Consider the following 16443-nt stretch of genomic DNA (forward strand, 5'->3'; position numbering starts at 1 on the left):
CCTATGTACAGTACTTGCCCACAATGCTACTCACAATTCGCCATCACCCAGGATGATCTAGACTTTTATGAAAAAGTTTCTCCTGTGATTGCAGGAAAGAAATATCTTATTCCTGAACCAACTCTTTGTCCACCCTGCAGGCAGCAAAGACGCATGGCCAGAAGGAATGAGCGAAAGTTATATAATAGAAAGTGCAACTTTTCAGGTAAACAAATTATTTCTATTTATTCATCTGATTCTCCATATAAAGTATATGAAAGCAAAATATGGTGGAGTGACGAGATTGACGCTAAGCAGTATGGACAAAGCTTTGACTTCTCTCGCCCATTCTTTGAGCAATTTTATGAATTACAACAGCAGGTCCCTCGTCCTTCGCTTTTCAATAAAACAGTAGAGAATAGTGAATATAGTAACCATGCTGATCAACTGAAAAGTTGCTACTTAATTATGAATGGTGGCTTGTGTGAGAATTGTATGTATGGCAATTGGATTGTATCTGCCAAAGATTGCGTCGATTGTTCCTATATTGAAGGCTGTGAGTTATGTTATGAAACAAGTTATAGCGTCAATTGTTATAATTGCCATTTCTCCATACATTGTGAAAACTGTTCTGACTCGACTTTTCTCTATGATTGCAAAAGTGTACAGCACTGTACTATGTGCGTTGGGCTCAGAAACAAAGAGTATTGTATTTTGAATCAACAATACTCAAAAGAAGAATATGAACAAAAGTTAACTGCATTACAGTTGCATTCTTTTAATCGATTACAATCAGCTAAAGAACAATTTCAAGAATTATTGCTCAAGGCCCCCCATCGGTCACAATTTATCGTTAATAGTGAGAACTGCAGTGGAGAAAATATTTATAATTGCCGCAATGCTGAGCAATGTTTTTATGTTCATAATTCTCAAGATACTAAATATTGCTACAACTCTTTAGGAATTACTGACGGTTACGATGTCTATGAAACTGGTATGGAATGTGAATTGCAGATTGAAACTCATGCTATGAATCGTTCCAAAAATGTCGGCTTCTCTAGCGCATCCTATGACAATAGCAATATTTGGTATTGTGACCTTTGTCATAATTCTCAAAATCTATTTGGCTGTATTGGATTAAAAGGAGAAAAGTATTGTATTTTGAACAAACAGTATAGCAAAGAAGAGTACGAAATACTGGTTCCTCAAATTATTGTTCACATGCAAGCTACTGGCGAATGGGGTGAATTTTTTCCTATACCTCATGCTCCTTTTTCTTATAATGAAACTCTAGCCAACGAAGCCTTTCCCATGACAAAGGAAGCGGTATTAGCAAAGTCTTGGCTTTGGCATGAAGACAAGCTCGGCAGCACATATCAAGGTGAAGTTGTGAAAGTTCCCGATACCTCTGCCGAGGCAACAGATACTTTTATTGAAAAGATTTTGACTTGTGAAAAGTGCCAAAAACATTATCGCCTGATCAAACAAGAACTTAACTTCTACCGAGAACACCTGATTCCCATTCCCCATTGCTGCATTGAATGCCGTCACCGTCATCGCACAGCAGAAACAAATCGAATTACTCTTTTTTCGAGGAATTGTGCCAAGTGTAAGAAAACAATTGAAACAACTTATCCACCAACAGCTCCAGAAGTTATTTACTGTGAAGACTGCTATTTAAGACATACCTATTGAATACAGAGTAGTCGATTCCAGATTCATTTATAATTTGTAATTCGTAATTTGTAATTAATATGACCCAATCCTGTAAACATTGCCAACAAAGCTTCACCATCACTCAAGATGATTTAAATAAAATCGCTCATCTTTCCCCTACTATTGCAGGTATTAAATTAACTCTACCACCACCGAAACTTTGTCCTGAATGTCGCAAACAAAGAAGAGCAACCTATAGGAATGAACGGAAGCTCTATCACAGGAAATGTAATCATTGCCAGAAAGAAATTATTTCTGTCTATGCACCAGAAAAACCTTACAATGTCTTCTGTCTCACTTGTTGGTGGGATGACAAACATAATCCTGCTGATTATGGTCAAGAGTTCGACTTCAGTAGACCTTTCTTTGCTCAATATGATGAATTACTTAAGAAAGTCCCGCTACCAGCTTTAATTTCTTCGCCTGATGCTGAAGAAAATAATTGCTCGTATATCAACTATGCCGGTAATAGCAAAAATTGCTACATGACATTTGATGCTGATTTTAATGAAGATTCATATTATTCCAATATCTTGAAACATTCTAAGAATTGCATGGAATGTTCTTCACTGCAGGAATCTGAATTATGTTATGAGACATTAATATCCACGGGTTGTTATCATACCTTCTTTTCTCAAGAACTTACCAATTGCCAAGATTGTTACTTTCTCAAAAACTGTATTGGCTGTCGTAATTGTTTGCTTTGTGTGAATCTTAACCACAAAGAATATTGCATCATGAATAAGCAATACACTAAGGAACAATACTTAGAGTATATGAGCAAGATAGATTTGGGTGATCGCAAGACTATTCAAGCATTAGAACAAGAACTAGAAAAACTAGCGGCATCAGCACCTCATAAGTTTATTCATGGCGTAAACTTAGAGAATTGTACCGGAGACTATATGGTCAACGCTAAAAATTGCCAGAATTGTTTTATGGTGGGAAATGTAGAAGATCTCACCTACTGTGACTCACTTTATCGAGCAAAAGACTGCATGGATGTCTCCTCCTTTGGCGAACAATTAGAGCGCGCCTATGAAACTGTTTCCAGCGGTATCAATGCCTACGAATTACAATTTTGCCAAGTTTGCGCCACCAATACCTATAATCTTCAATACAATTATGGCTCCAGAAATAGTAAAAATAGCTTTGGCTCAGTAGCCCTAAAATCGAATGAATACTGCATTCTTAATAAGCAATATACAAAAGACACATATGAAAAGTTAGTGTCTAAGATTGTTGAGCATATGAAGAGCACTGGTGAATGGGGTGAATATTTCCCGATGTCTATTTCTCCCTATGCTTACAATGAAACAGTAGCCAATGAATTCTTTCCCCTAAGCAAAGAACAAGCTCTTAAACTGGACGCTACCTGGAAAGAAGAAGATCTGATGAATCGTTATGAAGGCCCTAAAGTGGTAGTGCCAGAAAATATCAAAGATGTTTCGGAGCAAGTTTTAAAACAGATACTTACCTGCGATAAATGTGGCAAAAACTATAAACTCATTGCCCAAGAATTAAAGTTTTATCAAGAACAAAAACTACCTTTACCAATATGGTGCTTCAATTGTCGTCATGAAAAAAGGATGAGCAAACGAAACCCACAACATTTATGGGATCGCAATTGTAGCCAGTGCAATACCTCATTAAAGACTAGCTACTCTCCTAATCGCCCAGAAAAAATCTACTGCGAGCCTTGCTACCAAAAACTAGTTTTCTAATTTCTAATTTGTAATTCGTAATCCGTAATTTGTAATTCTTATGACCACCAATTGCCATCAATGCCAAAATGCTTTCACGCATACTCCCGAAGACCAAAAGTTCTATACATTATTTAATGTACCAGCTCCTAAGACTTGTCCTAGTTGTCGTATGCATCGCCGCATGATGGAACGTAATGTCAAAAGTCTTTACTACCGCAAATGTGATCTCACTGGAGAGCAAATTATTTCACAGTATCATAGTAATGTGCCATTTCCTGTCTATCAAACAAGTGCTTGGTGGGGAGACGGCTGGGATGCTAGTCAATATGGACAAGACTTTGATTTCTCTCGCCCATTTTTTGAGCAATTGAAAGAGTTACAAAATAAAGTACCTCGTGTTGCTCTATGGATTATTCCCACCCTAGAAAATAGTGATTTCACTAATAATACAGGCTATTTAAAGAACTGTTATTTGATCATGGAAAGTGATTACGACGAAGATTGCTACTATTCCAATTTACTTAAGAAGTCTAAAAATCTCTGTGATTGTTCAGTCTGTTATGAAGCTGAGCTTTGCTATGAATGTATTGATTGCCAAAACTGCCATGAACTGCGTTATTCACAAGATTGTAAAGGCTGCCAAAATAGTTGGTTCTTAAACAATTGCCAAAGCTGTAAGGATTGCATTGGTTGTATCAATCAACGCCATAAGCAATACATGATTTTCAATCAGCAATATAGCAAAGATGAATATGAAAAAATCAAAGCTGAATTAGCTTTACACACTAGAAGCGGGGTAAAAAAAGTAGCCGAAAAAGCAAAAACACTTTTCTTATTGCATCCTTATAAAAATGTTAGCAGTGAAAAAGTAGAGAACTGCATTGGTGACCATCTCTATAATGCTAAAGATTGTTACTTCTGCTTTGATTGTAAAGACATCGAAGATGCCCGTTACTGTACCAAACTTTCTTTGCAGGTAAAAACCTGTATGGATTATAGCTCTTGGGGCGACAAAGCTGAGCTGGTTTATCAATGTAGCTCCAGTGGCGATGGTGCTTACAATATCAAGTTCTGCACCACCTGTACCACCAATGTCCGGGACTTAGAATATTGCGATCTCTGTACTTCATCATCTGATTTATTTGGTTGTGTAGGTATGAAGAAAAAACAATATTGTATTCTTAATAAACAATACTCGAAGGATGAATACTTTGCGCTCAAAGCAAAAGTTATCGAACACATGAAAGTAACCGGTGAGTATGGAGAATACTTCCCTGCGGCTAATTGTCCCTTCGCCCACAATGAAACCATGGCCCAAGACTTTTTTCCTTTAACTAAAGAAGAAGCACTAGCTCAAGGATATCGCTGGCATGATGAAGACACGACCAATCGTTACCAAGGCACTCAAGTAACGGTACCTGAAACCAGTGAAGAAGTTTCTGATGATATCACTAAGCATATTCTTACTTGTGCTACTTGTGGTAAGAACTACCGTTTCATCATCCAAGAATTACGACTATATCGTCAATTAGGAGTACCACCACCAGTACAATGTTTCGATTGTCGCCACAAAAGAAGAATCAATGCGCGCACCCCATTTCAAATTTGGCAAAGAGATTGTGCTAAGTGTCAGCAAAAAATGTACAGCAGCTATGCCCCAAACAGACCAGAAATTGTTTACTGTGAACAGTGTTATCAAGAAACGGTTTATTAATTCTGAATGCAGAATGCTGAATTCTGAATTTAATTCAGCACCTTGCACTAAATTGATTCTTCTATGAAAACAGTCTGTATAAATTGCCGAAATCCCTATGAAATCACTGAGAGTGATATGGATTTCTACGACAAAATCTCGCCAGTAATTGATGGTAAAAAGTATCCCCTGCCGGCACCAACCAAATGTCCGAGTTGTCGTGTGCAAAGAAGAATGGCCTGGAGAAATGAAAGAACCCTTTATAATCGCAAATGCGATCTTTGCAAAAAGAGTATTATTTCCATTTTTACTCCTGAAGCTAAACATCCAGTCTATTGTCCTACCTGCTTTGTTAGTGATAAATGGGATGCTACGCACTATGGTAGAAATTTTGATTTCTCTCGCCCTTTTTTCGAACAATATAGCGAATTACAAAAGGTCGTTCCCATGACTGCATTGCATCATGAAAGAGAAAATGAAAATTGCGAATATACGAATCTTACTTCCGATAACAAAAATTGCTACCTCGTATTTGCCGCTGGTAACAATGAATTTGCTTTCTATACGACCTACCTCCAAAGATGTCGTGATATCGCTGATTGCTTTTTTATCTTTGATAGTGAGCTTTGTTACGAATGTATCGATTGTTATCATGGCTACAATTTACTCTATAGTCACAACTGTCAGAATTGCTCTGATTCACAATTACTCTTTGATTGTAAAAGCTGCAAACATTGTTTCGGTTGTGTAAATCTCACCAATAAGGAGTTCTACATTTTTAATCAACCCTATACTAAAGAAGAATACGCTAACAAAATAAAAGAGTTAACCAACTCTCGTGAATCTTTTGCCGAAGCAAGAAAAGAAGTAGAAAAAATAAAATTAGCTTTACCTCATAAATACTATTCTGGGCACAACAATGAAAACTTTTCTGGGGACCATATATTCTCCTCAAAAAATGCCTTCAACTGTTTTGACTGTAACAATTTAGAGGATTGCAGCTATTGCACTTGGATGACCAAGAGCAAAGACTGTCAGGATTGTTACGCTTGGGGAAATACTGGAGAGCTTGGTTATGAAAATCATTTATGCGGCAATGGCTATCACAATGTGAAGTTCTGTGATGGTTGTAGCAATGATATTTCCAACTTGATGTACTCAGAATGTATTCGCAACAGTTCCCATGATATCTTTGGTTGCATCAGTTTATTTAGAAAAGAATACTGTATCCTCAATAAACCATATGCTAAAGAAGACTACTTTAAGCTACTCGCTCAGATTATGGAGCACATGCAAAGAAACGGTGAATGGGGTCAGCCTTTCCCTATTTCTTTATCACGCTTTGCTTACAATGAAACAATAGCCCAGGAGTATGCCCCTTTAAGCAAAGAAGCGGTGATCTCTTTAGGTGGCAGATGGAAAGAAGAAGAACTAAAAACTCATTACCAAGGTAAATCCACGGCTATTCCCTATGATATCAACGAAGTATCCGACGATATTTTGAAAGAGATTTTAAGTTGTAAAACGTGTGGCAAAAATTATCGTTTGATTGCCCAAGAGCTTAACCTGTATCGAAAGCTAAAAGTTTCAGTACCAGAAAACTGTTTTGCCTGCCGTTACAAAAATAGATTCAATCAAAGAAATCCTAGAAAGTTATATGAGCGCATCTGTCATTCTTGCCAAATAGAAATTCAAACCACTTATGATCCCCAGAGACCAGAAACCATACTCTGTGAAACATGTTACTTAAAAGAAACACATTGAGACTAGAAAGCAAAGAGCAAAGAGCAAGGAGCAAAGATATAGCTCCCCTAAACACCTTGCTCTTTGCTCTCTACTCTTTGCACTTTAACCTATTCTATGTCTCAAGCCTGCATCAATTGTCATCAGCCATTCGAAATATTTCCCGAAGATTCACACTTCTATGAAAAGGTTTCACCGGTGGTTCATGGCCAAAAGCTTTTGATCCCATCACCTACTCATTGTCCTACTTGCCGAATGCAGAGACGATTAGCGTTTAGGAATATGTGGCACCTGTATAACAGAAAGTGTGATCTGAGTGGCAAGGCGATTATTTCCATGTATGCTCCAGACAGCGGTTACACAGTATATGAAAATCAGGAATGGTGGTCAGACAAATGGGATGCTCTTTCTTATGGTCGAGAAATAGATTGGAATAAGTCTATCATTATGCAAATACATGAATTAATAAAAGTAGTACCGAAGTTTGCTACCCAAAACTCTACCTCAGAAAATTGCAATTATTCTAATATGGTATCGCAGAGTAAGAATTGCTATCTCGCATTTGGTTGCGTAGAAAGTGAAGATTGTTTCTACGGCCATATAATTGGCAAATGTAAGCAGTCGATGGATATTATGTATACGTATGGATCGGAACGATGCTATGAATGTGTCGACTGCCGCGATTCATACAATCTCAAATTTAGTAAAGATTGTGATAATTGTAGCGACAGTAGTTTTTTAGAAAATTGCAAAAGCTGTAAACATTGTTTTGGCTGTTTTGGCTTGAGACACAAAGAGTATCATTTCTTTAATCAGCCGTGCTCCCAAGAACAATATGAACATAAGTTAGCAGAATTTCGCGTGATTTCTACAGAAAAGAAAAAAGTTATTCAGAGTCAATTAGCTGAACTGAGAAAGCAAACACCTGTTCTTTATATGCACTGTATTGGTAATGAAGATTGCAGTGTCGATTACATCTACTACAGTAAAAATGTTCATGACTCATATGATGTCACTCATGCCGAAGACTGTCGTTATTGCACTACCACCAAGGGCAAAGACTGTTATGATATTACTTATGCTAGGGTAGAAAATGAACTGGGTTATGAAGACTTATTTGTACAAGGTTATAATATTCTTTTTTCCCGAGATTGCGTCGTCAATAACCAACACTTAATTTATTGTGGCAATTGTTTTTCTTGCAAAAACTGCTTTGCTTGTGTGGGGCTACGTAGTAAGGAGTACTGTATTTTAAACAGGCAATATTCTAAGGAAGAATATGAAAGTCTCCTGCCAAAGTTAGTAACCTTAATGCAACAACATAATGAATGGGGTGAGTTTTTTCCCATGACTCTTTCACTTTTCGCTTACAATGAAAGTGCTGCCAATGAATACTTCCCCTTAACGAAAGAACAAGCTCAAGCACAAGGATTACGCTGGAAAGACAATAATGAAATAAACCAATATACTGGACCAAAAGTACAACCTCCTGATGACATTACTCAAGTTTCAGAAAGTATTCTCAAAGAAATTCTCACCTGCGAAACCTGCCAAAAAAATTACCGTATCGTAGCTCAAGAATTTGCTTTTTATCAAGAGCAAAATATCAGCATCCCTAAAGAATGCTTCTTTTGCAGAAATAAAAGACGCTTACTTTCACGCAACCCAAGAAAACTTTTTCATCGTAATTGCACCAAATGTAACACCGCGTTACAGACCACTTATGCTCCGGAAAGACCTGAAAAGATTTTGTGTGAGAATTGTTACTTGAAAGAAACCTATTAACCAGAGCTAAGAGCTGAGAGCGAAGAGCTAAGATCGGCTCACTCTTAGCTCTAACACCCTATGTCCAATACTTGCCCACAATGTTCCTCACAATTCACCATCGCCCAGGAAGACCTAGACTTTTATGAAAAGGTTTCACCCGAAATTAACTGCAAAAAGTTTTTAATTCCAGCACCATTACAATGTCCTGATTGTCGGGAACGTAATCGCATTGCTTTTCGAAATGAGCGAAAACTTTATCAAAGAAAATGTGATCTTTGTAAAAAAGAAATCATTGCCGTTCATGCTTCAGAAAAAAAGACCAAGGTATATTGCACTACTTGTTGGTGGAGTGATAATTGGAACTCCGAAGATTCTGGCCAAGATTTCGATTTCAGCAGACCATTTTTTGCTCAACTTCAGGAAGTATTGCTCAAGGCACCTCTGCTCAATCTATTTGCCAAGAATAATGTCAATAGTGACTATGTAAACCAAGAGACTGATGACAAAAACTGCTATCTAAATGCCGGGGGACATTTTAATGAAGATTGTTATTACAATACTTACTGTATCAAAGGGAAAAATAATGTAGATAATTACTGGCTGATGAGTTCAGAACTTTGTTATATGTGCCTGCACTCGGAAAGTTGCTATCAAAGTAGTTACTTACAATTTTGCCAAAATGTCAGAGATAGTCAGTACTGTTTTGATTGCAAAGATTGTGATCACTGTTTTGGTTGTTATGGCTTAAGGCATAAAAAGTATTACTTTTTTAATGAACAATTGACGAAAGAAGCTTACGAAGAAAAAGTAGCCCAGGCTACGAGAGACTATGAAGCGAGAGAATTAACGAAACAAAAAGCAGCTGAGTACTTTCTCAAGTATCCTCACAAAGCAACCCAAAATACTCAATGTGAAGACGTTACTGGTGATCAGCTCACTCAATGTAAAAATGCTTATAACTGCTTTAATTCCGAAAAGCTCCAAGATTGTAAAAATGTTTTTATTGCAGTGGAACTTAAGGATGTTCAAGATATTGGCTCAATTGGTTGGGGAGAGTTAGTGTATTTTTCTGCTTCTTCGATGCAATGTTATCAAGTTTGTTTTTGTTCTCATTCATCCGAGATCAAGCAGGCACTTTATTGTTTCCAATGCTTCAATATTCAGCATTGCTTCGGCTGCGTCGGTTTGCATAATAAAGCATATTGCATTCTCAATAAGCAATATAGCAAAGAACAATATGAAGAACTGCTAGCAAAAGTTATTGCCCATATGCAAAACACAGGAGAATGGGGACAGTTTTTTCCTATGGCATTATCGCCTTTCGCCTACAATGAAACGGTTGCTCAAGAATATTTTCCTAGAACTCAAGAAGAAATTATTGATGAAGGACTCAATTGGCATGATCCACATTCTTTAAATCGTTATGAAGGACCAAAAGTTGCCATTCCTAATCGTATTGAAGAAACACAAGATGAGTTGGTAAAACAAATTTTAACTTGCGAAGGCTGTGGCAAAAACTACAAGCTCATTCAACAAGAGTTAGAGTTCTATCGTCACATGCATTTGCCAGTGCCTCATCATTGTTGGGAATGCCGTCATCGTGAACGGATTAATCGTAATCCGCCAAGAAAGCTCTGGAATAGAGAATGTTCATCATGCCAAATAAAGTTACAAACTACTTACGCTCCCGAAAGAAAAGAACAAATTGTTTGTGAGCCCTGCTACCTAAAAGAAACGTATTGAATTCTGAATTAAACTTAATCTTCTATGAATAAAATCTGTAATCACTGTCAAAACCAGTTCGAGATCAATGAGCAAGATTTAACTTTTTACGATAAAGTTTCTCCAATTATCAATGGTGAAAAACTTGCCCTTCCCCCACCTTCTCTTTGCCAATATTGCCGCCAAAGAAGAAGACAATTGTGGCGTAATGAAAGAAAATTATATAATCGCAAATGCGATCTCACTGGTAAACAGATTATTTCTGTACATGCTCCAGATTGCCAGTATAAAGTATATGAACAAAAAGCTTGGTGGAGTGATCAGTGGGATGATTTATCTCTAGGTAGGGACTTTGATTTCTCCAAAACATTCTTTGAACAGTATAAAGAGCTAATGAAAGTAGCTCCCCGCTCAGCATTGTGGAATGTCGATCCAGAAAATAGTGACTATAATCAATCTACTGGTTGGCTCAAAAACTGTTATCTCATGGCCGCTGCCAATCGTAATCAAGATTGTTACTATGGCAACTATGTCAATGATTGTCGTGACTGTGTTGATAATTTAATGATTAAGAATTCTGAGCTTTGTTATGAATGTATCGAGTGTGAAGAATGTTATGATTGTGCTTTTTGCAAAAATTGTAACGGTTGTCAGTCATCCCAATTTCTTATTAGTTGTATTGGCTGCAACAACTGTTTTGGTTGCGTCAATTTACAGAGAAAGCAGTATTGTTTTTTTAATGAACAGTTGAGCAAAGAAGAATATGAGAAGCGACTAAGTGAAATTCGGACAAATAGTTATACGGTAGTAGAAAAGCTAAAAGAAGTAATGCAAGAAAAAGCTTTACAGTTTCCTCATAAGTTCATGATTGGTTCTCGAAACGAAAATGTTACCGGAAATAGTATCTTTTTTTCTCGTAATTGTGAGTCTTGTTATGATGTGAGCAAGCTAGAAAATTGTAAGTATGCTATGTGGTTTCATGATGCTAAAGATTGTATGGACGTTTTCGCTTGGGGCATGCCCGCTGAACTTTGTTATGACTCCATGGAAGTTGGTGGTGGGGCTTATCAAAATTTATTTTGTGCCACGTGTAACGGCTGCAAGTATGCTTACTATGCTACGCAATGTATGTTCTCGGAACACATATTTGGCTGTGCAAGCTTACGACGAAGAAAGTACTGCATTTTGAACAAACAATACTCACAGGCAGACTATGAAGCGCTATTGCCGAGAATAATTAAGCACATGCAAACTACCGGCGAATGGGGCGAGTTTTTCCCACTAGATACTGCCCCTTATGCCTACAATGAAACGGTAGCTATTGAATACTACCCGATAAGTAAAGAAGAAGCCTTACATTTAGGAGCAAAATGGAAAGAAGATCAAAGCAGCAGCGCTTACCAAGGACCAGAAATAAAAGTACCTGATGACATTCATGAAGTAAGTGAAGACATTTGTAAAAATATCCTCACCTGCGAAAAATGTCAGAAAAACTATCGTATTATTCAACAAGAATTACAATTTTATAAAAATCATCATTTCCCCGTCCCTCACCTCTGCCCCATGTGCCGCCATCAGAATCGCCTCAATCGTAGAAATCCCCGAAGACTTTGGGATAGAAGCTGTATGAAATGCAATATTCCATTGAAAACTACCTATGCTCCAGAAAGAGCCGAAAAAGTACTTTGTGAGAGCTGCTATTCAAAGGAATTATAGAAGCTAAAAGCTAGAATCTAAAATCTAAATTAAAAAAGGCCGCTTGGACAAATCGAGTTTTTCATTTTTCTTATGTTACAAAGAAAATACTTTACTCATTATACATGAAGCAAAATATCGTTAAAGAAAAAAGCTATAAATTTGTGGTGTCAATATTTCCATTATATCGAATACTAAAGTGCAAACGTGAATATGACATTGTGAGGCAACTTTGGCGGAGCAGTACAAGTATTGGGGCAAACATTGAAGAAGCAGTAGCTGCATATAGTAGAGCTGACTTCGGTCACAAATTGACTATTGCTTTAAAGGAAGCCAGAGAAACACGATACTGGTTAAACTTACTAAAGGATATTCAGCTACTGACTGATATTAATGATCATTTGGCAATGATCGAAAGCATCATTTCGATTCTTACTAGAACAGTAAAAACTCTTAATTCTCACCTTTCTCACTAATTTTAGATTCTAGATTTTAGCTTTTAGATTTTCATCTAACAATAAAGCTCGTCGCCCCGAGCCATGCCAAGTCAAACATCGCTTTTTGGGTTTGCGTATTTACAGCACTTTGAATAATCACGCCCAGCAGCTCTGTTTTATCATAGGAAATAATCGCCATTTTATCATCATAGAAAAACACCCCATTTCTAAAAGGAAATTGTTTCGGATTAACAGTGAAGACTTCTAAAAGGCTAGCTGCAATCACTTCAGTGAAAAAACTTTTGATGCAAAAATCATTTTCCTCATCATTGGGTGCCAAAAATCGCACTTTCTGTTCTCGTCGCATGATCGAATTAGCAAACTTTCCTAATACTTCAGGAAATAGTTCCTGCAAAGAAGCAAAGTTCGTATACCCCAAAATCTCTGTTTGCGCCTTAGTCATATCTTCAAATATAGTAGTAATACTTTGTCTTTCTTCATAATAACGAATCTTGGGAGTAAAACTCGCAGAATTCTGTAAGGCAATTAACTCGGGCAAAACCTTTTGTGCTATCTGATACTTCTCTTCCAATTTACTTACTAATAGTGTTGGCGATTCAGGCACATAAAACTGTACATTTTTTCGTTTACTTACAGTTACATAACCTTTGTCGACCAAGTTAGACAGTGTATTATAACTAGTAACACGGTTAAGCTGGGCCTTTTTTGCAAGCGCACTAACCACTCCGCCACCAAGCTCAAGTAAAGCAAGGTAAACTGCTACTTCCGACTGAGTCAGACCTAAATACTCCAATTCACCTTTAATCATGCAATGTCGTCGATACTCTTCTACACCTATTGTATCACAACACTACTCAAGCTACTATAAAAATAATTGTAAATTATTCTAGAAATTATGTTCACCAAACTTTCTCAATCGCACCTCTTTTGCCATCACCTGTAATTATATGAATTGTCGTCTCTGTTCACACTCTTTCACCACATCTCCTGAAGCACTTGCTTTTATCGACCGTATATCACCTGTGATCAAAGGAGTAAAGCAGAGCATCGACGCTCCACGACTATGTCCCCGATGCCGAGCCTTACGACGCTGCGCTTTTAGAAATGAACATGCACTTTATCATCGTAAATGTGACTTATCGGGACATGAATTCATCTCTATTTATGTTTCCGATGCGCCCTACAAAGTCTATGAACCAAAAGAATGGTGGAGCGATCGTTGGGATCCTTTAGAATATGGGCGAGACTACGACTTTTCTCGACCTTTTTTTGAGCAATTTGCTGAATTACAAAAAGCTGTGCCCCGCTTGGGTATGGTCAGCATGATGAATGAAAATAGCGATTACACAAATTATGTCTCCTACCTCAAGAATTGTTATCTTGTTTTCACAGCAGATTATAATCAAGATTGTTTATATGGCGTTTGGGTGGAATACAGTAAAGATTGTGTCGACAACTTTTATATCGATCATTGTGATCTCACCTATAATTCTTTTTTCTCTCAAAATATCTACAATAGTAGCTTTATCTTAAATTCTTCAGAGTGCCATGACTCAGCCTTTCTTTATGATTGCAAAGCCTGCCACGATTGTTTTCTTTCAGTGGGGTTGCGCAATAAAAAGTATCACATAGAAAACCAACCTTATAGCAAAGCAGAGTATGAAGCGAAAAGAAAAACATATGATTTGGGCTCCAATAAACAATTGAAAGAAATCAAAAAAAGTTTCTTTGCCATGCTTTTAGAGCATCCCAGATTATTTATGCAACGCACTGGCAGAATAAACAATTCCAGTGGCAACATGCTCACCGACACAGAGAATTGTCTTGAGTGTTTTGATGTAGTAAGAGCAAAAGACTGTCGATTGGTACAAAATGGTATTGATATTAAAGATCTCCAAGACTGCTGCTATGTAATTGGTGAGTTTGGCTATGAAAATTGTGAATGTGCGCCAATTCCTTTTCAATCAGCATTCAATTTGAATAGCTACACTGGTAGCAATCTCTGGTATACGGATACCTGCATGAATAATTGCCAAAATTGTTTTGGCTGTATCAGTTTACGGCACAAAGAATATTGTGTTTTAAATAAACAATACACTAAAGAACAATACGAAGAGTTGTTACCAAAAATCATTGCTCACATGAAATCAACTGGTGAATGGGGCGAGTTTTTCCCTATCGCATTGTCACCTTTCGCTTACAATGAAACTTCAGCATATGACCATTTTCCTTTGACCAAGGAACGAGCCTTAGCTATTGGCGCAAAATGGAAAGAAGACATAGCTACCTCAAAGCATTATGGCCAAGAGCTCCATGTTCCTGACCATATCAAAGATGTTACAGATGAAATTACTAAGCAAATTTTCACCTGCATCACTTGTCAAAAGCAGTATCGGATTATCCAACAAGAACTAAAGTTCTACCGCCAACAAAATCTTGCTATTCCTCAACAATGTTTTGACTGCCGCCACCGTGAACGCCTGAGCTGGAAAAATAATTGGACGCTGTGGGATAGAAATTGTGCTCAGTGTAATACACAAATACAAACAACTTATTCACCAGAAAGAAAAGAGATCTTGTACTGTGAAAAATGTTATTTGAAGTCAACTTATTGATAGCCTACTTTACAACATGCTTGCGTTCATTATAGAGAATTGTTGTCGGCATAAGTATCTTTCCGCTATTTCCAGTTCATTTTGAGCGACAAATTGAGACCTAGAATCATCTATTACAGTACGTCCTAAATGCTCCAAAGCCTTATCTACATTCCATAAGTCAGCAATAATATTAGTACCATTATTAGATTTGGGCACACAATCAAATCCTCGCTGAACTCCTTCTACTAAATTCCTACCCCATCGCATCATTTGGCTGGAATCAAGTGTGCCAACAGTATGATTTCTAAGACCATCAAAAGTACGGAGCTTATTTGCTACGATAGAGCACTCAAGCAATTGTCTACCAGATTGCGGGTCAGCACCCATTAACAAAGTAGATGTAATCACACCGTTACCCAGATGTATTGTCTGAGTGACCAACAAAGGTGACCCATCGGCTTCTCGGCCAACTTGTACAGTAGGCTCCCACGCATTGTTACTATGTTTATCCTTAAGACGAAATTTATAGCCCTCCATTCCCACTGATCGATCATCGACAAAAACCATTTCACCTAATCGTATCGGTGCTTCACATTGCACCCCTTCCAACCTAGTATCTCCATAGTTAAAACTTTTGCCAGCTAAACCAGAAAGAACCTGCGCCACTAATTGTCGAAGCGTTCCTGCTGCATCAGCTAATTCCATAAGTAGTTGCACATCAACCGATTGAGAGACTTCAATGCCACCATCTCTTAAAAAAGTAAGATCTAAACTGGCCATAAAAAATCATTAGTAATAGTACGGTTTAGCACACAGAATAAACTTTAGTCAATAATGAATAATGCAGAAGGAGTGAGAGAGTAGATCATGAAGACGCAGACAAAGACCAAGACAGAAGACAGGGATTACTTTTCGGACATAGCTCTGATTAATGCTGAGAGCATTCGAGCAATGATATCTAACTTGGTATAAATTTCGTGAAAAGTGGCAGACATAATATGCCCTTCTAAATATAGAATTTTTACAACAGAGACACTTTCATGTACTGAACCACGTGCAATGGCATAAAACTTTCTTTTGTCTTTTTTATTAAATTTGCCCATTCCTTCTGAGATATTCAAGAGAATGCTTGATCCTGATCTTTGTAGTTGAGAGCGGAATTCAGCATTAATGGCCTGGTTTTTTAAACAGTACTTTACAATAAGTATGTAGCATTCTTCAGTTAACATATATACAGGCAATTTCTCAAAATAAAACATGTCGAATTAAGTAAAAGCTCTTCTTTCACGCTACCATTTTAATTATGAAATCTTTCTCCCTGTCTTCGTTTTGGTCTTTGTCTTCGTCTTTTATGATCTTCCTTCCCC

Annotated in this window: 12 protein-coding genes; 9 read left to right on the plus strand and 3 right to left on the minus strand. The window is 37.4% G+C overall.

Features of this window, described 5'->3' with window-relative positions; all coding sequences use genetic code 11:
• The first annotated feature begins 3 nt into the window (after window positions 1-3).
• The 8 genes from HY817_04230 (at window position 4) to HY817_04265 (ending at window position 12497) form a co-directional block, all read left to right on the plus strand.
• Window positions 4-1674 (plus strand): hypothetical protein, encoded by a 1671-nt coding sequence (locus tag HY817_04230; protein MBI4836439.1) that lies wholly within the window; start codon window positions 4-6, stop codon window positions 1672-1674.
• A 59-nt stretch (window positions 1675-1733) separates the two neighbouring features.
• Window positions 1734-3419, plus strand: coding sequence for a hypothetical protein (locus tag HY817_04235; protein MBI4836440.1), 1686 nt, complete (start codon window positions 1734-1736; stop codon window positions 3417-3419).
• 40 nt (window positions 3420-3459) lie between these two features.
• Window positions 3460-5115, plus strand: a complete 1656-nt coding sequence (locus HY817_04240) for a zinc-ribbon domain containing protein (GenBank protein ID MBI4836441.1) — start codon at window positions 3460-3462, stop codon at window positions 5113-5115.
• Between the two features lie 63 nt (window positions 5116-5178).
• A complete protein-coding gene (locus tag HY817_04245) occupies window positions 5179-6858 on the plus strand; it encodes a hypothetical protein (GenBank protein MBI4836442.1) in 1680 nt (559 codons plus the stop codon).
• Between the two features lie 96 nt (window positions 6859-6954).
• Window positions 6955-8622, plus strand: coding sequence for a hypothetical protein (locus tag HY817_04250; GenBank protein ID MBI4836443.1), 1668 nt, complete (start codon window positions 6955-6957; stop codon window positions 8620-8622).
• Window positions 8623-8682: 60 nt separating this feature from the next.
• Window positions 8683-10347, plus strand: coding sequence for a hypothetical protein (locus HY817_04255; GenBank protein MBI4836444.1), 1665 nt, complete (start codon window positions 8683-8685; stop codon window positions 10345-10347).
• Between the two features lie 24 nt (window positions 10348-10371).
• Window positions 10372-12042 (plus strand): hypothetical protein, encoded by a 1671-nt coding sequence (locus tag HY817_04260; protein ID MBI4836445.1) that lies wholly within the window; start codon window positions 10372-10374, stop codon window positions 12040-12042.
• Window positions 12043-12146: 104 nt separating this feature from the next.
• Window positions 12147-12497, plus strand: a complete 351-nt coding sequence (locus tag HY817_04265; protein ID MBI4836446.1) for a four helix bundle protein — start codon at window positions 12147-12149, stop codon at window positions 12495-12497.
• A 31-nt stretch (window positions 12498-12528) separates the two neighbouring features.
• Here the strand turns inward: HY817_04265 and HY817_04270 are convergent, their stop codons facing one another.
• On the minus strand, window positions 12529-13287 hold the full coding sequence (locus HY817_04270; protein MBI4836447.1) for a hypothetical protein: 759 nt from the start codon (window positions 13285-13287) through the stop codon (window positions 12529-12531).
• A gap of 139 nt (window positions 13288-13426) precedes the next feature.
• Between HY817_04270 and HY817_04275 the strand changes: the two genes are divergently transcribed.
• Window positions 13427-15094: a hypothetical protein gene (locus HY817_04275; protein MBI4836448.1), complete on the plus strand. Its 1668-nt coding sequence runs from the start codon at window positions 13427-13429 to the stop codon at window positions 15092-15094.
• A gap of 9 nt (window positions 15095-15103) precedes the next feature.
• Here the strand turns inward: HY817_04275 and HY817_04280 are convergent, their stop codons facing one another.
• Together HY817_04280 and HY817_04285 are read right to left on the minus strand one after the other, a co-directional pair.
• The gene (locus HY817_04280) at window positions 15104-15856 is read right to left on the minus strand and encodes a hypothetical protein (GenBank protein MBI4836449.1); all 753 of its coding nucleotides are present in this window, start codon (window positions 15854-15856) and stop codon (window positions 15104-15106) included.
• A gap of 125 nt (window positions 15857-15981) precedes the next feature.
• Window positions 15982-16335 carry a four helix bundle protein gene (locus tag HY817_04285; GenBank protein MBI4836450.1) on the minus strand — a complete coding sequence of 118 codons (354 nt, stop codon included), beginning with the start codon at window positions 16333-16335 and terminating at the stop codon, window positions 15982-15984.
• Window positions 16336-16443 lie beyond the last annotated feature (108 nt).

This window comes from Candidatus Abawacabacteria bacterium, from assembly GCA_016207805.1.
In the GTDB taxonomy this organism is placed as follows: Bacteria; Patescibacteriota; Gracilibacteria; order RBG-16-42-10; family RBG-16-42-10; genus JACQZO01.